This window comes from Amycolatopsis sp. NPDC047767 (genome assembly GCF_040704195.1).
Taxonomy (GTDB): Bacteria; Actinomycetota; Actinomycetes; order Mycobacteriales; family Pseudonocardiaceae; genus Amycolatopsis.
Genome location: NZ_JBEYSJ010000004.1, coordinates 124386 through 140414 on the forward strand (window position 1 = coordinate 124386; position 16029 = coordinate 140414).

Genomic DNA, 16029 nt, shown 5'->3' on the forward strand with positions numbered 1-16029 from the left:
GCCTTGCAGCACCTCTGGAGGGACCACGTCGACGAGCGCCTCGCGCTCGAGGCCCGCGAGTTCACGCGCGAGCACGTGGCCCCGGTCGCGGACGCCCTCGACCGCGACGACCGCTACCCGCTCGACCTCGTGCGGCTCACCGCCGAACGCGGCTGGAACTCGATGACGCTCGACCCGCGCTACGGCGGCGAGGGCCGCCCGATGACGGAACTGCTCGCCGTGCTGGAGGAGCTCTCGGTCGCCAGTGCGATCCTGGGCATCTCGCTCATCACGATCTTCCAGAGCCAGCGCTGCATCGAGCTCTACGGCGAGGAGTCGCTCAAGGAGCGCTACCTGCCGCGCTACGCGGGCGGCCTGCCCGCGTCGTTCGCGCTGACCGAGGACGGGCACGGCAGCGACATCCGCACGCTCGACACCAAGGCCCACCGCACCGACAAGGGCTGGGTCCTCAACGGCGAGAAGGCCTTCATCACCTCCGGCGCGGCCGCGGAGCTGTTCGTGGTGCTCGCCGAGACCGACGTCGGCGTCTCGACGTTCGCGGTCACCAAGGACACCCCGGGCGTGTCCAGCTACCAGGGCCACGAGGCCGAGACGTTCGGGCTGCGCAACGGCCCGCACGTCAACCTGGTGCTGGAGGACGTCGAGGTGCCCGCCGACCACCTCATCGGCACCGAGGGCCGCGGCCTCAAGCAGGTGATGGTCACCCTCGCCAACTCGCGCACGCTCGCCGCCGGCATCAGCCTCGGCATCGCGCGCGCGGCGTTCGAGGGCGCGCTGAAGTACGTGGACACGCGCTCGGCGTTCGGCACGAAGGTCCTGGATTTCCAAGGGATCCAGTGGTACTTCGCCGAGCTGGCCGCGCAGATCGACGCGACGCGGCTGCTCACCTACGAGGCCGCGCGCGACCTCGACGCGGGCCGCGACATCGCGCGCTCGTCGTCGTCGGCGAAGCTGCTGGCGGCCTCGCTCGCCACGAAGGTCGCCTCCACGGCGGTGCAGGTGTGCGGCGCGCACGGCACGCGCGAGACCCAGCCGTTCGGCCGGTACCTGCGCGACGCGAAGGCGTACGAGGTGGCCGGGGGATCGGCCGAGGTGCTCAAGAACACCGTCGCGAAGAGCCTGGTCAAGGCCGTCAGGGTGGAGGATCGGTAGATGTTCGCGGCAACACTGAAGCAGCGGTGCGAGACCAGCGGCGACGCGCCGTTCCTGCTGCAGGACGACAAGGTGATCAGCTGGGCCGGGCTGCTCGACGTGGTCACCCGCACCGCGACGCTGCTGCAGAGCAACGGCGTCCGGGCCGGTGACCGTGTGCTGCTCGCCTGCGGCAACACGCCGACGTTCCCCTACCTGTGGTTCGCGCTGCGCTGGCTCGGCGCCACGTGCGTGCCGCTGCACAACCAGGCGACCGGCGCGCACATCCGCCAGGTCGTGGCCGACGCGGGCATCGAGTTCGCCGTCGGCGACACCGCGAGCATCGCGCGCCTGGTCGCCGACGCCGGCTTCGACCCCGGGCACACGCTCGGCTTCGCCACGGCCGGCGAGCTGGAGCACGCCGTGGCCGGCCTCGCGCCGCACCCGATGCACGAGGCCGGGATCGACGCCGAGAGCAGCCTGCTCTACACCTCGGGCACCACCGGCCCGCCCAAGGGGGCGGTGCTGTCCGACGGCGCGTTCCTCGCCGGCGGCCGGGAGCTGGCCGACGCGATCGGGATCCGCGCCGACGACCGGATCATGGTGGCGCTGCCGCTGTTCCACACCAACCCGCAGGTGTACGCGGTGATGACCGCGATCGCCACGGGCTGTTCCCTGGCGCTGCTGGAGAAGTTCGAACCGGCGAAGTTCCTGGAGCAGGCGATCCGGTACGAGGCCACGGGGTTCACCTACGTCGGCACGATGCTGGCGATGCTCGTGCGCAAGCTGCCCGAGCACATCCCGCCGCACAAGCTGCGCTTCTGCACCGGCGGCGGCGCGCCCGTCGGGCTGTGGACGACGATCGAGGACCACGTGGGCGTCGAGGTCCACGAGCTCTACGGCATGACCGAGACCGGCGGCTGGGTCACGGCCAACCGGTCCGGGCAGCGTCGCCGCGGCACCTGCGGTACCGTCCGGCCCGACATGGACCTGGCGATCCTCGACGCGAACGACGTGCCCGTGGCACCCGGCGAGCCCGGGCAGATCTGCGTGCGCCCGCGTGAGGCCTTCGTGCTCTTCGACGGCTACCACGGCAAGGCCGAGCTGACGCTGCAGAAGTTCCGCAACCTGTGGTTCCACACCGGGGACCTGGGCGCGCTCGACGACGAGGGTTACCTCGTCTTCCACGGCCGGGCCGACGACATGATCCGCCGCGCCGGCGAGAACGTGCGCCCGGCCGACGTCGAGGCGGCGATCGCCGAGCACCCGGCGGTGGACGAGGTGGCCGTGGTCGGCGTGCCCGACGACGTCGTGGGCCAGGAGGTCCGTGCCGTCGTGGTGCCGCGCGGCGAGTTCGACCCGCTCGGGCTGCCCGCGTTCCTCGACGGCAAGCTGCCGAAGTTCGCCTGGCCGCGCTACATCTCGGTGCGCCCCGCACTGCCCAAGACGGCGACGCAGAAGGTCCGCTCGGCCCTGCTGCGCACGCACGAAACCGACGACGTCGACCTCCGCGGAGCCCGCTCATGACCGAACCCGAACCCGTGCTGTTCGAGGTGACCGACGGCGTCGCCGTGCTCACCCTCAACGCGCCGCGCAAACGCAACGCCATCGACGGCGAGCTGGCCGGCGCGCTGATCGAGGCGTGCGAACGCATCGACGCCGACCTCGCGATCGGCTCGGCCGTGATCCAGGGCGCCGGCGGGTACTTCTGCTCGGGCGGCGACCGCGACGAGCTGGCGGCGATCTCGGCCGCCCCCGCGTCGGACGAGGGAATCCGCGCCACGCAACGGATCTACGACGCGTTCCTGCGTTTCGGTGCGCTGAAGGTGCCGACGGTCGCCGCCGTGCGCGGCGGGGCGGTGGGCGCCGGGATGAACCTCGCGCTGGCCGCCGACGTGCGCGTCGTCGCCGAGGACGCCGTGCTCGCGTCCGGCTTCACGCGCCTGGGCGTGCACCCCGGCGGCGGGCACTACACGTTGCTGACGCGGGTCGTCACGCCGGAGGCCGCGACGGTGCTCGGCGTGCTGGGCGAGTCGGTGAACGGCCGCCGCGCCGTGGAGCTCGGGCTCGCCTACGAAGCGCAGCCCGACGAGGAGGTCGAGGCCCGGGCCTTCGCGCTCGCGGCTCGCGGCGGCGGCGACCCGGCCCTCACGCGGGCGGCGATCCGCAGCCTGCGGGCGGAGGTCGGCCCGCCGGCGTTGAGCTGGCAGGCGGCCGTGCCCCTGGAACAGAGCGCGCAGCTGTGGTCGTTCGCCCGCAAGGGCTCCGACCGCTGGAAGGGCACCGAGCGCGCAAGCGACTGAGCCGCGCGCGCGACACCTGTGGCCGCGCAACCGGACGGGTGCGGCCACCGGAGAAAGCCGAAGGGCGACCGGCTGAGAACACCGAGGGCGGGGAAGGACCTGACCGAGGGGGAAGGTCCACCCCCGCCCTCGGTGTCCGTCCACTGTGTCTGTATGGAACAGGGTCGGTACAAATCGCTGTCTGTACAGATCACGGTCTGTACAGATCACTGCGTCCGTACAAACCGGGGACGCGTCAGACCGCCACGCTCGTCAGCGCCGCCAGCGCGAGCCCGACCGTCCACTCGGGACGCTCCGGCACCGCCGCGAACCGCCTCGACCGGGCCACGGCGTCGATCAGCTCCATCACCGCGAGGCTCGCGGTCTCCGCCACCGCTTCCTCGACGCCGGGGTTCACCGCGAGCACCGCGCCCACCCAGTAGTCCAGGTAGCGCTTGCGGTCGCGGCGCACGGCCTCGCCGAGGTCCTCGGGCACGTGGTGCTCCTCGGTCATCCACACCGCGATCAGGTCGCTCTTCGCGATCGCCGTGCGGACGTGTGTGGTCACCAGCCGCTCCAGCACCTCGTGCGGGGTCCCGTCCGAGGCCATCGCCAGCGCGCCGCCCCAGCACAGCTCGTCGGCGATCTCCTCGACCACGGCGGTGAGCACGGCCGCCTTGCTGGGGAAGTGGCTGTAGATCGACGGGCCGGCGATGCCCACGCCCGCGGCGATGTCGTCGATGCCCACGGCGTGGTAGCCGCGTTCGCGGAACAGCTTCGCCGCCTCGTCGAGGATCGCGCGGCTGCGCGTGTTCTCCGCCACGGCCGGTGATTCCCGGTCCACCACGCGGATTTCCGGCAGGGTCTTCGGCGGTTCCGGCGCGAGCAACGTGGCCAGCAGCACGGTTTCCAGCGTCGCCGCGTGGGCCGACAGCCGGCGCCGCGGCAACGCGGGCACGCTGTTGAGCAGGCCCAGCGCGGCGCGGATCCGGAACTCCGCCTGGCTCGTGGTCAGTTCCGGGCGCGCGTCCACCAGCACGCGCAGCCAGAGGCCGACGCCTTCGACACGCACCGCCACCAGCTCTTCGCGGACCTCGCTCGTGAGGTAGTGGGCCTCCTGGTGCCACAGGCGCACCACGTCGGGTCGCTCCAGCACGACGCCGACAACGGAGGTCGCGAGCCGCCGCAGCACCTCGTCGGTGTCGCCGCCCTGCGCCAGCGCGAGCACCTCGCGGTTGCGCCAGGTGAGCACCATCTCGCGGATGGGCTCGGCGAGCAGCGCGCGCTTGTCGGGGAAGTGCTTGTACACCGCACCGGCCGTGATGCCGACCTGCTCGGCGATGTCCGCCACGGACACTCCGCCGTAGCCGCGTTCGCGGAACAGCCGGGCCGCGGCCGCGAGCAGCTCGGCGCGGCGGTTGGGACGCGCGGACGGCGAGGACTGCCGCTTCGTCCCGCGAACTTCCGCCCGGCTCACTCGTTCTCCTCATCGCGTCAGCACCGTTCCCACCAGGTTAGCGGGCGCGCGCCGCGAAGGCTTCCACAACCGGGATTCGGGAAGCGCTGCTAGGGCTGCTGGTTCTGGAACTGGAACTGCACGCGCACCTGCCCGTCGAGCGGGACGACGAACGTGGTGTCGCTGGCCGACCACGTACGCGGAACGAGGAACATGCGGTCGTTGCCGTGCACGAGCAGCCGCAGGTTGCGGTAGCGGTAGCGGAAGGTCTGTCCCGGTGCCGACGGCAGCGCGGTCTCCTCGATGCCCGGGCTGCGCAGGAACAGCCGCTCCTTCGTGTCCACGATCACGCTCGGCAGCTGGTCCAGCGACCGCGCTTGCGCCATCGCGAGCCCGCGCCCCGACCACTGCGCGACCGTGGCCGTGGTCCAGAACAAGCTCACCGCCACGACCACCAGCACCAGGGCCAGCGACACGCGCCGCACGGGCGAGACCGGCGGCGGGGCGCTGCCGGCCAGGCGGCGCAGGATCCGGAAGCCGTACACCACCAGCACGCCGCCCGCGGCGATGAGCAGGGGAGTGACCAGGGCGTAGAAGGTCCAGTCGCGCACGAACGCATACAGCAGCAGCAACACCACCCCTGCGGCCAGGACCGTCAGCCCCGCCGCGGTGAGCGTGCGCACCGTGGACCGGAGCCGGCTGGTGTCCTCGGCCGCCGCGATCCGCTTCTGCACGACCGAATGCAGGGCCAGCGCGCCGACGCTGGCGAAGGTGAGCACGAGCAACGGCGTCAGCAGCGGCTGCGGGCTGCGCATCACGTAGTCCTGCGTGGCCAGGCCGATCGTGTCCACGTCGATGCCGAAGTACTCGTACTGCGAACGCGTGGAGACGTAGCCGAAGTAGAACAGCAGCGTGGTGAGCAGGGTCGCCGGGGCGACGACGTTCCCGACCGTCCGCACCCAGTGCTCGAACCGGCCGGTGACGTCCCCCTCCTCGGGCACCTCGCTCAGCCCGACGTGGCCGACGTCGTCGTGGATTCCGTCGTCGTCACGGCGGACTCCTCCGTCGTCGTCGTGGTTTCCGGGGTCTCGAGCGGGTTCGTCAGGTCGATCGTGTTGGTCCGCAGCGTCTTGCCGAACTCCGCACACGCGCTCGGGTCTCCGCCGCAGGCGTAGCTGCCCTTCATGGTCAGCGTGGCGCCGTCGCCGGGCCGGTGCCAGGAGAGCGCGACGGAGCAGGAGTTGTCCTGCGCCGTGAAGGTGTACGACGAACACGCGGGAGGGCCGCCGCAGGCCCCGCCGCCGGTGACGAGGTCCCCGGGACCGGCGGCGACCTCACCCACCGCGATCCGGGCGCCTTCGGGGACGTTGCTGTCGAGCAGGCTCACGCGGATGCAGTCCTGCGCGCCGCTCGCGTCGTTGCCGCCCCCGACCGGCAGGCCGGCCAGCGCCACCGAGCCCTCGCGTTCGGACGAGCGCGGCGGCTCCGGGCCGGTGCCCTCCGTCGAGGGATTCGAGCCGGTGGTCTCGACCGACGACGCCGTCGACGCCACGCCGGTCGAGACCTCCGTTGCCGGACCGGCGCCGGAACCCGGCCCCGAACAAGCCGCGGCGCTCGCGAGCAGGAGCGAACCGGCACCCACCCGCACGGCGAACCGGTGACGTATCGACATGGCACCCACCTCCCACTCAAGTTAGAGCGGGAAGAGCGAGAGGAACACACCACAGCGGCACAACCCGGTCACGAGGTTTTCACCGCCGGCCGAAGTCCGAAGTGGACTCACCGGCCGGTGAGGCGCTCCACGAGCGGGGCGAACTCCTCGACGAACGCGCTGTTCACGGTGAAGTACGACACCCCGAGCTCTTCGCGGCGGCGTTCGAGCTCGGCGGCCATCGTGTCGAGGTCACCGTTGAGCACCGTGAGCGAATCGCGCTCGATGAGGGTTTTCGCGTCGAGGCCGCCGAGGAACCCGCTCATCCACGGCGGCGCCTCGGTGCCCACCACGAAAATGTTGTGCGACAGCTCGATCTCGCCGGCGCGGGCCCCCGCGGCCGCGCGGATCTCCGCCACGTGGCCGGCCATCTCCGCGCGCGTGGTCAGCGCGCCGCCGGCGAGGGTGACGATGTCGGCCTTCGCCGCGGCCAGCCGGCGGGCCTTGGGGCCGCCGGCCGCGATCATCACCGGGGTGTGCGCGGCGCCGTCGAGGCGCCGGACGTGGTCGACGGTCTCCGACACCTGGTCGAGCCGGTCCTGGCCGGAGCCGTAGGGCAGGCCCAGCTCGTCGGCCGCCTGGCGCATCGTGGGCAGGCCGGTGCCGAGGCCGAGCTCGAAGCGGCCGTCGGTGAGCTGCGTGAGGCTGTGGGCCTCCCACGCGGCCGCGCGCGGCGTGCGCAGGGGGCTGGCCAGCACGAACGAGCCGACGCGCAAGGTCGTGGTGACCGCCGCGGCGATCGCCAGCGCCGCCGTGGGCGAGGGCAGGTTGAGGTTGTCGGGTGAGAGCAGGGTCGAGTAGCCCAGCTCCTCCGCGCGCCGCGCCGTGGCCTGCCACTGCGCGCCGCTGCCCTGGGCCGCCGCGACCACTCCGAACCGGAACGCCTTGTTCGCCATGGAAACACCCCCGTAGTCGATGACGCCGATACAACCACCGTCCGGGGTGCGGGTGCCACCACGGCGGGTGTCCTCGCCGGCTCTCGGGCGAACCGGCGAGGACGTCGCCGTCAGCCGCGCTGGTACTCCTCCCAGGTTTTCTTCGGGTTCACCGCCGGGCCGTCGTCCGGGCCGCGTCCGGCCAGGCCGTTGAGGCCCAGGTAGTAGTCGCCGGTCTGGTGCTGGGCGCCCGAGGACAGGTCCGGGTCGGAGATCGCGACGGTGTGGATGTGGTAACCCCAGTCGGCCTGCTCCGGCGTGCGCAGCCACGCCGCGAACCCGACCTGGCGCAGGGTCTTGACCACGCTCGTGCGGGTCGCGGTGGACAGGCCCGCCACCGAGACGTCGAACGTGCCGCCGCCGTCGTGCGTGCCGGCGGAGGCGTCGACGCCGCCTGGGTTGTACGAGCCCTGCGTGAGGCTCAGCTGCCGTCCGAGCAGGCCTTCGGCGGCCACGAGCATGGCCTTGGTGCGGGTGTTGAGCGTGACGCCGTGGTAGGTCACGTGGCTGCCCGCGGCGATCACGGCGGTGACGGTGTAGCGGTTCGCGCCCAGCTTCTCCAGCGACGTCCGGCCGGGTAGGCCCGAGGCGTCGATCCCGGTGTAGCCCAGCGACTTCTGGTATTGCGAGTACGCCGTGATGGTCGTGGTGCCGAAGTACCCGTCCACGTACTTCGCGTCGAGCAGGCCCTTCGCCTGCAGCGCCTGCTCCACCAGCAGCACGCTGTCGTGCGCGCCGGGCGTCTGCGTGCTGTCGGCGCGGCGCGGGTCGATCTGCGCGGCCTTGAGCACGGCCTCCATGCTCGCCGCGGGCAGCGCCTGCGTGGCCGCACCGGCCGAAACCGGTGCGGCCACGCCGAGCGCCGCCGCCGCGAGCGCGGTCAGTGTGACGACCTTCCTGAGCATCCCTGGTCCTCTCGTCCGCGGATGAATCCGGGCAAAGAATCATGGAACGGGATACAAGGGACGTACAACTCGAAGGTCCAGGCCGGGTTCAGTCGGCGATGAGCAGCCTGGTCAAGGCCACCCCGCGCTCCTGCTGGCGCCGCGCGAGCCACCGGCCCGGAGCCACCCCGCTGCCGCCGTGCTCGGGGTGGATGAGGTAGGCGGGCGCGGAGTTCTCGAACACCGCGATGCCCAGGTTCAGCGGGTCGCGGACCGACGAGGTCCACCGGCAGGTGTCCGGATCGGCCACCAGGGTGTGCGGGTTGCGCCCGTCCACGCCGCGCACCAGTTCGACACCGCCGCGCGGCACGTCCTGCCACCACGCGTTGGTGTGCAGCACGACGGTACGGGCGACAAGGGCGTGCGGGATGACGATGAGGTCGCCTTGGGCCTGCAGCCCGTCGAGCACGGGAACGGTGACTTGCCGTTCGAGGTGCTCCAGCACGTCGAGGCCGGAGCGGTCGAGGAGGTCGGCGAGGCTGACGGTCCGGGTGTCCGTTGTGGATGTTTCGGTCATGGTGATCACCTTGGGGTTTCGCAGGGTTGGGTCAGGTCCGGCGAAGCAGGCCGGTGTACTGGGCTCCGGTGAGCCCGTAGGACCAGCCGGCGGCGTCGACGGGATCGTCGAACCACGGCGGCACGGACAATCCGTAGCGGCGGCGGGTGCCGTCGCGTTCCACGGATCCGTTGACCGCGAGGAGAAGCCGGCGCGCGATGATGCCGGGCGCGCGGGGCACGTCGTAGAGCTCCAGTTCGGAGTCCCGGTTGCCCGGATCCGGTGCCCGCGCCACGAACGTGAGACCGGCCCGCTCGATGTAGGCGTCCCAGCCCAGGCGTTCGACGGCGCACCGGCGGACCTCGACGTTGCGTTCGGTGTTGATGGCTTCGGCCGTCACGTCTTCGATCACCCACGCCGGCACCGGGGTGCCGTGCCACGCATACGCGCGCCAGCCGTCGGGGTAGGCGATGGCCGGTCCGTCGGCGGCGTGCGTCCGCACCTCGCCGTACGCGGCGCCGGGCACGGGTTCGGTGTGGACGACGACCGGGCGTTCGGTGAGCACGCACACGTCGTCGCGGGGCCACCACCAGCCGCACGAGCGCACGGTTTCCGCCCACAGGTCCAGCTGCCGTTCGGGTTCGGGTCCGAAGTGGACACCGAGCCGGCGGTGGGCGTCGTAGTGCGCCACCCAGTGGGCCTCGTGCTGGCCGTACCAGCCGATCCCGGTCGGCGCGCGCAGTGCGGCCCTGATCGTGCCGGCGACGGAATCGAGGATGCTGCGCCGCACCGACCAGAGGATGCCGGAGTACAGCCACGTGTCCAGGGACCCGCGATCGAGCGCTTCCGAGGGATCTTCGGGCAGGACCGACGGTCGCCACGAGTTGCCGGAGGAGCGGATCCTGCGGTCGAACCGGGCACGCAGGCCCGACAAGGAGTTGGCGAGGCGGCTCTCCAGCCAGGTCGGCGACCCGGCCGACAGCGGCCGGCTCGGTGGTACGAATTTCACTGCCGCGCCAGGAGAATCCACCCACACGAACGTCGGGGGAGGCTGGTCGACGAGCTCGTAGAGCGCGGTGATCGCCGCTTCCGCGGCCGGCCGGTCGGCGGGCTCGCAGGACAGGGCGTGGCCGAGCCACTCCGCTCGGGCCGCCTCGGCGAGCTGCCGGCGAACCCGTTGCGGGTCAACGATTTCAGGGTGTTCCGGAGCGCGGGCTCCCGGCCCGCGGGGCGCGGTCACCGCGCGAGGGCGAGCACGCCCTTTCCTTCAGACATACCGCGATCATGACAGCAGCCGGGGTTATCGCGCAAGCGTTTTGGCCGCCGCCGTGTCCTCGGGGCGCACGGCAGCGGCCGGCCGGCGTCACTCTTTCCAGTCGGAGTTCTCGATCACGTCGACGAAATCGGTGTGCTTGAAGCCGGGCACGAAGTGCTCCAGCACGTCGGCGTTCACCGTGCCGAACGTCGAGTCGGGACGGTGGGCGAACCCGTCCTTGAACGCCTGCAGGATCCGGCGCTTGAAGTCGGGGCGCGGGTGCGCGGCGGTGACGGCGGCGATGTCCTCGCCGGACACGCGGTCCAGGTGCAGGCCGAGCACGTCGGTCTCGACGCCCGCGGTCGTGGCGGCGATCTCGGGCGCCATCCGGTAGGGCACCTCGGGCGTGGTGTGCAGCGCGATCGACGTCCACACCAGGTCGGCGTCGGCGGCCGAACGGCCGTGCGCGAGCAGGAACTCCCGGGCCTGGTCGGCGCCGTCGATCTCGAAGCGCTGCTGCTCGCTGCGCCACGGCGGCACGAGACCGGTGTCGTGGAACAGCGCGGCGACGTAGAGCAGCTCCGGGTCGGGGTCGATGCCGAGGGCCCGCGCCTGCAGGCTGCCGAACAGGAACACGCGGCGCGAGTGGTTGAACAGCAGCTCGGTGGACTTCTCGCGGATCAGCGCCGTCACCTCGGCGACGAGCTCCGTGTCCGGCACGGTGATCCCGGCGATCGTCTCGGTCATCACGACTCCCTGGGTGAGAAACGGTGTGGTCCTCGCAGTTTGCTGCGTGCGAGCCCTCCTCCGCCGTGCCCGGACCGGACACGAACCCCACCGATAGGGACATCGCTCAGGCGAGCGCGATCCGCCGCAGCACGTCGGTGAACGCCGTGCGCTGCTCCGCGCTCAGCTCACCCAGCAACGTGTCCTCGGTCTCGGCGACGAGCGGCGCGACGCGGCGCAGCACCGCGGCGCCGTCCTCGGTGATCCGCAACAGCTTGCGCCGGCGGTTGCCGGGGTCGACGCGCCGCACGACGTGACCGCGCTCCTCGAGCCGCGCGAGGAGCGGCGTGAGCGTGGCCGTGTCGATGCGCGTCGCCTCGGCCAGCGCCGCCTGGTCGAGATCGGGCGAGGCCCGCAGCACGCGCAGCGCGACGTACTGCGGCGGCGTCACTTCGCGCACGGTGTCCTGCCAGTGCGCGGTGTAGGTGCGCAGGGCTTGGCGCAGCAGGTAGAGCGGAGCGTCGCCGAGCGGGCGCTCGCCGTCCTCGACGTCGTGGTCCGGTCCGATGTCCATGGCCCCAGGCTGCCTCATGCCGCGCGGGCGTACGCGGGCGCCATGGCCAGATCCACGGTCGCGGCGCCGCTCGCCGGCACCGTCAGGGCCCGCGTCTGCGGCAGGAACCCTTCGGCGACGGCGGTCAGCGTCACGGAGCCGGGTGCCAGGCCGGTCAGGTGGAACCGGCCGCGGCCGTCGGTGTCCGACCGCGCGGTGACGGCGCCCTGCGGATCCGTCACGACGAGGACCGCCGGGGCGCTGACGTGCCCGGAGATCTCCCCGGCCGGCGCCGGCTGCCCGGGCTCGGCGGCGGTGGCGCGGCCGCGTTCCCGCACGTGGATCAGGAAAGCGGCACCCGCGGACCACGCCAGCAGGGTCAGGACCGGCACCAGCAGGTGGGCGCCGTGGAAGTAGTCGAGGTCCGACAGCGCGCGCACCGCGGCACCCGGCGGCAGCGCGGCCGAGGCCCACCGCGCCGGTTCCGGCAGGAGGTTCACGCCGAGCACGCCGCCGCTGGTCGAGTTGCCGACGGTGAGCAGCAGCAGCGTCGACATCGGGATGCCGATCGCGCCGAACCACGTGCCGAGCGCCTTGGTCGCCAGCGCCGTCGCGGCCGAGAGGAGGCCGAGCGTCAGCGCGAGCGGCACGAACGGCGCGGGCAGTGCGCCGAGCACCGGCCCGGCCAGCGCGGCCGCGGCGATCCCGGCCAGCGCCGCGAACCCCACGAGCGCCGCCATGCGGTGGCGCAGCCGGACGCGCCGCGCGGCCGCCAGCAGGTTCTGCGCGAGCGCGAACGACGCCAGCGTGACGCCGAAGGCCACGTAGAAGCCCGACATCCCCTTGCTGTCGAACGCCGAGAGCGGCAGCACGTCGGTGACCGCCAGCGGCTGCCCCCGGTGCTGCGCGAACGCGGTCACGAGCTTCTCGGCCGCGGACACCGTCGAGGCGCCGCTCGCGCCGACGACGTCCAGCCGCAGGTGCCCGGCCTGGTCGGTCAGCGTCGCGACGGCGTCGCCGTGGCGCAGCAGCGCGTCGCCCGCGGCCTGGTCGGCGACGGGCACGACGGCCACGGCCGGCCCGGTCGCCCCGGCGAACTGCGCTTGCAGCGAGGTCCCGGCCACCGCGACGGGCACCTGGTAGGGCCGCGGGCTGCGCTGGAACCCGACGTAGAGACCGATGAACACGAGCACCAGCAGCAGGGAGATGCCCAGTGGCTGCCACCACCAGCGGTGCCGGGTGAGCACGGAAGTCTTCATGCCCGGTTCAACTATTCGTGCACGAATAGTATTCCGGACGGCGGCAGCGGTGACCGCGCGCACAGGTCTTCCCGTAGTGAAAACTACCATGTACTGTCACCTGTCATGAAAACTACAACAAGGCTGGACGGTCCACAGTGGACGCGGTGACCGTCACCGACTACCACACGGCGGGGGAGCCCTTCCGCATCGTCACCGGTGGGGCGCCGGAGATCCCCGGCACGACGGTGCTCGAACGGCGCGAGGCCGCACGGTCCACGCCGGCCATCGACGCGGTGCGCGAACTGCTCGTGCGCGAGCCGCGCGGGCACTCGGCGATGTACGGCTGTTTCCTGGTGCCGCCGCAGACCGAGGGGTCGTTGTTCGGCGTGCTGTTCTGGCACCGCGAGGGCTACTCCACCGCCTGCGGGCACGGCACGATCGCGCTCGGCGCGTGGGCCGTGCGCACCGGCCGGGTCGAAGCGGCGGCCGACGGCGTGACCGAGGTGCCGATGGACGTCCCGTCGGGTCGCGTCATCGCCGCGGTGACGTGCGAGGGCGGCGAGGTGCGGAAGGTGGCCTTCCGCAACGTCGGCACGACCGTGCTCGGCCGCGGCGTCGAGGTCAGCACGAAAAGCGGCCCGGTCGCGGTCGATCTCGCCTACAGCGGCGCGATCTACGCGTGCGTGCCGGCTTCCGCGTTCGGCCTCGCCGTGGTCCCCGAGCACCACGCCGAGCTCGTGGCGGCCGGCCGCGAGGTCAAGGCCGCGCTCAGCGGCACCGAGTGGGCACGGCACTCCGCGGACAGCCGGCTCGGCGGCGTCTACGGCGTGATCCTCTACGACGACCTCGGCGACACCGCGACCGGGCCGCACCAGCGCAACGTGACCGTGTTCGCCGACGGGCAGGTCGACCGTTCCCCTTGTGGCTCCGGCACTTCCGCGCGGCTGGCGCTGCTCGCGGCCGAAGGCCGGCTGCGCGAGGGCGACGTGCTCACCCACGGCTCCATCATCGGCACGACCTTCACCGGCCGGATCCTGTCGACCGGCGGCGACGGCACCGACGGCAGCGTCGCCACGGAGATCGAAGGCACCGCACACCTGGCCGGCGAGAGCGTGTTCACGCTCGACCCGGCCGACGAACTGGGAACGGGGTTCACCCTGCGATGACGAAACTGGCCATCATCGGCGGCGGCAACATGGGCGAGGCGCTGCTCGCCGGACTGCTCGCCGGCACCGAACCGAGGTTCACGGCGGCCGAGGTCGTCGTGGTCGAGCTCGCCGGCGAGCGCGCGGCGTACCTGCGCGAGCGCTACGGCGTGGCCACCACGGCCGAAGCCGGACCCGCGATCCGGGCGGCGGAAACCGTGCTGCTCACGGTGAAGCCGTACCACGTGGACGACCTGTTCGCCGCGGTCGCGGACGACGTGAACGACGACCAGCTGTTCGTCTCGGCCGTCGGCGGCGTGCGCACGTCGCGGCTCGAAGCGCTGCTGCCGGGCAAGTCGCCGGTGGTGCGCTGCATGCCCAACACCCCGGTGTCCGTCGGCCGCGGGGTCGTGGCGATCAGCGCGGGCACGCACGCGGGCGAGGCCGAGCTCGACTACGCGCAGTCGCTGTTCGAGCCGGTGGGCAAGGTCGTGCGCGTCGAGGAGTCGCGCATGGACGCCATCACGGCACTGTCGGGCAGCGGACCGGCGTACTACTTCTTCCTCACCGAGGCGCTGATCGAAGCCGGGATCCTGCTCGGCCTGCCGCGCCCGCTGGCCGAGGAGCTGGTGAAGGCCAACGCCGCCGGCGCGGCCGAGATGCTGCAGGTCCCGGACGCCGACGCGGTGCGCATGCGCGCGGCCGTGACCAGCCCGGGCGGGGCGACGATCGCCGCGATCCGGCAGTTCGAGGAACGCGGGGTGCGCGCGGCGGTGATGGCGGCGATCGAGGCGGCGCGCGACCGGGCCGCTGAGATGGGGCGCTGAGATGGGGCGCTGAGCCCTGGTCACTCCCGGCCGGGCCGCCGCGCCCGCATGTCGCGGGGCACGAGGGCGGTGCGCAAGGCGGTCAGCAGGTCGGTGTGGTCCGAAACCGCGGCCGGGTCCTTGCGCGCCAGCCCGGCCACCAGGCAGTCGACGACCAGCGTCGCCCCGAGTCCCTCGTGCGTCAGGCCGCTGACCGAGTGCACGGCCGTGAGCACGACGTCGACCTGGTCGCCGAGCACGGGCCGCAGGGAGTTGGTCACGAGCAGCACGCGCGCGCCGATCGCACGCGCGTGGTCGACGAGGGTCTTGACGTCGTGCAGGAGCCGGTCGGGTACGCACAGCACCACGACGTCGTTCCCCTTGAGGCGCAACAGGTCGTCGGCGAGCCGGAAGCCCGTGGCCGACGTGCTCCAGGCGCGCCGGCCGAGCCGGTGCAGGCGGGTCACGAGGTACTGCATCGGCAGCTCGGACGGGCCGAGGCCGTAGCCGAGCACCTCGGCCGCGGAGTCCAGCAGGTCGACGGCCGCGGTGAACTCGGGGTCTGCCAGCAGCCGGCGTGTCTCCGTGAGCCGCTCGACCGACTCGGTCAGCACCTGGTCGAGCAGGGCGCCGGTGTCGTCGCCGGTCCGCTCGATGCGCTCGCGCAGCCGCGTGGCCGGGTTGGTGTCGCCGACGACGTAGCGGCCCACCACGCGCTTGAGCTCCGGCAGGCCGGAGTAGCCCAGCGCCTTCACCGCGCGGACGACCGTCGCGTCGCTGGTGCCGCTGAGCACGCCGAGGTCGCCGGCCGTGGACAGCAGGATCGCTTCCTGGTGGCTGCGCAGGTACTCCGCCACGCGCTGCTCGGCAGGCGACAGCCCGGCGAGCCGCTCCTCGACACGAGCGCTGAGCGAGTCGGTCCGGTCGTCGTGGGCGGTCACGACCCGACAGCCTACCGAGCAGCGGTCGCGGCCCGCCGCGCCGGACGGTCAGTGCACAGTGGACGGTGCGGCCGCTGAATTTTCAGCGCCCGCCTCAGGCGGGCTGCCGGCCGGCCAGCACGGCCCGGACGGCGCGCTCGACCAGGATCGGCACGAACGCCTGGACCGGCGCGCCGGTGAAGCGGGCCCGCTCGCGCTCCACGAGGTCGTGCACGGACTCGGCGCCGACGGTCGCGAAGTCGCGGCTGAGGCGGTCTTCCAGGTGCCCGAAGTGGGCGTCGGGCTGCTCCGGGGCCAGGGCTCCGAGGGTCTGCGTGCTCATGAAGCCTCCTGGCGTCACCCGATGGAGGTTTCATTGCAGTACACCTAGGTAAACGTGGGGTAAACGAAGCCGGTCGTCACGGTGT

The 16029-nt window shown here is 72.5% G+C and carries 17 protein-coding genes; 5 read left to right on the forward strand and 12 right to left on the reverse strand.

The features are described from left to right. Positions 1-3: 3 nt before the first annotated feature. The 3 genes from AB0878_RS09345 to AB0878_RS09355 are packed head-to-tail and all read left to right on the forward strand — an operon-like array spanning position 4 to position 3434. Positions 4-1152, forward strand: a complete 1149-nt coding sequence (locus tag AB0878_RS09345; protein ID WP_366578117.1) for an acyl-CoA dehydrogenase family protein — start codon at positions 4-6, stop codon at positions 1150-1152. Then, the gene (locus AB0878_RS09350) at positions 1153-2658 is read left to right on the forward strand and encodes an AMP-binding protein (protein ID WP_366578118.1); all 1506 of its coding nucleotides are present in this window, start codon (positions 1153-1155) and stop codon (positions 2656-2658) included. Beyond that, complete coding sequence (locus tag AB0878_RS09355; RefSeq protein WP_366578120.1) at positions 2655-3434, forward strand: enoyl-CoA hydratase/isomerase family protein; 780 nt, start codon at positions 2655-2657, stop codon at positions 3432-3434. The genes AB0878_RS09350 and AB0878_RS09355 overlap by 4 nt, the downstream gene beginning before the upstream one ends. 235 nt (positions 3435-3669) lie before the next feature. On the opposite strand, the gene AB0878_RS09360 is transcribed toward AB0878_RS09355, so the two are convergent. From AB0878_RS09360 to AB0878_RS09405, 10 genes are all read right to left on the reverse strand, one after another. Continuing rightward, positions 3670-4890, reverse strand: coding sequence for a TetR family transcriptional regulator (locus AB0878_RS09360; RefSeq protein ID WP_366578122.1), 1221 nt, complete (start codon positions 4888-4890; stop codon positions 3670-3672). Positions 4891-4979: 89 nt separating this feature from the next. Beyond that, positions 4980-5870, reverse strand: coding sequence for a hypothetical protein (locus tag AB0878_RS09365; protein WP_366578124.1), 891 nt, complete (start codon positions 5868-5870; stop codon positions 4980-4982). A 5-nt stretch (positions 5871-5875) separates the two neighbouring features. Next, complete coding sequence (locus AB0878_RS09370; RefSeq protein ID WP_366578126.1) at positions 5876-6541, reverse strand: hypothetical protein; 666 nt, start codon at positions 6539-6541, stop codon at positions 5876-5878. Between the two features lie 107 nt (positions 6542-6648). Then, the gene (locus AB0878_RS09375; protein WP_366578128.1) at positions 6649-7476 is read right to left on the reverse strand and encodes an LLM class flavin-dependent oxidoreductase; all 828 of its coding nucleotides are present in this window, start codon (positions 7474-7476) and stop codon (positions 6649-6651) included. A gap of 110 nt (positions 7477-7586) precedes the next feature. After that, positions 7587-8420 carry a peptidoglycan-binding protein gene (locus AB0878_RS09380; protein WP_366578130.1) on the reverse strand — a complete coding sequence of 278 codons (834 nt, stop codon included), beginning with the start codon at positions 8418-8420 and terminating at the stop codon, positions 7587-7589. 88 nt (positions 8421-8508) lie between these two features. Beyond that, entirely contained in the window at positions 8509-8976 is a 468-nt protein-coding gene (locus AB0878_RS09385; RefSeq protein ID WP_366578131.1) for a hypothetical protein, read from the reverse strand. 31 nt (positions 8977-9007) lie between these two features. Next, on the reverse strand, positions 9008-10195 hold the full coding sequence (locus tag AB0878_RS09390) for a DUF6745 domain-containing protein (RefSeq protein WP_366578133.1): 1188 nt from the start codon (positions 10193-10195) through the stop codon (positions 9008-9010). Between the two features lie 123 nt (positions 10196-10318). Further along, the gene (locus tag AB0878_RS09395; RefSeq protein WP_366578135.1) at positions 10319-10957 is read right to left on the reverse strand and encodes an HD domain-containing protein; all 639 of its coding nucleotides are present in this window, start codon (positions 10955-10957) and stop codon (positions 10319-10321) included. Positions 10958-11063: 106 nt separating this feature from the next. Continuing rightward, on the reverse strand, positions 11064-11510 hold the full coding sequence (locus AB0878_RS09400; RefSeq protein ID WP_366578136.1) for a MarR family transcriptional regulator: 447 nt from the start codon (positions 11508-11510) through the stop codon (positions 11064-11066). 14 nt (positions 11511-11524) lie between these two features. Continuing rightward, positions 11525-12748, reverse strand: coding sequence for a carboxypeptidase-like regulatory domain-containing protein (locus tag AB0878_RS09405; RefSeq protein WP_366578138.1), 1224 nt, complete (start codon positions 12746-12748; stop codon positions 11525-11527). A gap of 146 nt (positions 12749-12894) precedes the next feature. Between AB0878_RS09405 and AB0878_RS09410 the strand changes: the two genes are divergently transcribed. Continuing rightward, positions 12895-13896: a proline racemase family protein gene (locus AB0878_RS09410; protein WP_366578140.1), complete on the forward strand. Its 1002-nt coding sequence runs from the start codon at positions 12895-12897 to the stop codon at positions 13894-13896. After that, a complete protein-coding gene (proC, locus tag AB0878_RS09415) occupies positions 13893-14702 on the forward strand; it encodes a pyrroline-5-carboxylate reductase (protein ID WP_366578141.1) in 810 nt (269 codons plus the stop codon). Before AB0878_RS09410 ends, proC begins: the two co-directional genes overlap by 4 nt. Positions 14703-14722: 20 nt before the next feature. Here the strand turns inward: proC and AB0878_RS09420 are convergent, their stop codons facing one another. Both AB0878_RS09420 and AB0878_RS09425 read right to left on the reverse strand, forming a co-directional pair. Further along, entirely contained in the window at positions 14723-15622 is a 900-nt protein-coding gene (locus AB0878_RS09420) for a MurR/RpiR family transcriptional regulator (RefSeq protein WP_366578143.1), read from the reverse strand. Between the two features lie 94 nt (positions 15623-15716). Beyond that, complete coding sequence (locus AB0878_RS09425; RefSeq protein ID WP_366578144.1) at positions 15717-15944, reverse strand: three-helix bundle dimerization domain-containing protein; 228 nt, start codon at positions 15942-15944, stop codon at positions 15717-15719. Between the last annotated feature and the right edge of the window lie 85 nt (positions 15945-16029).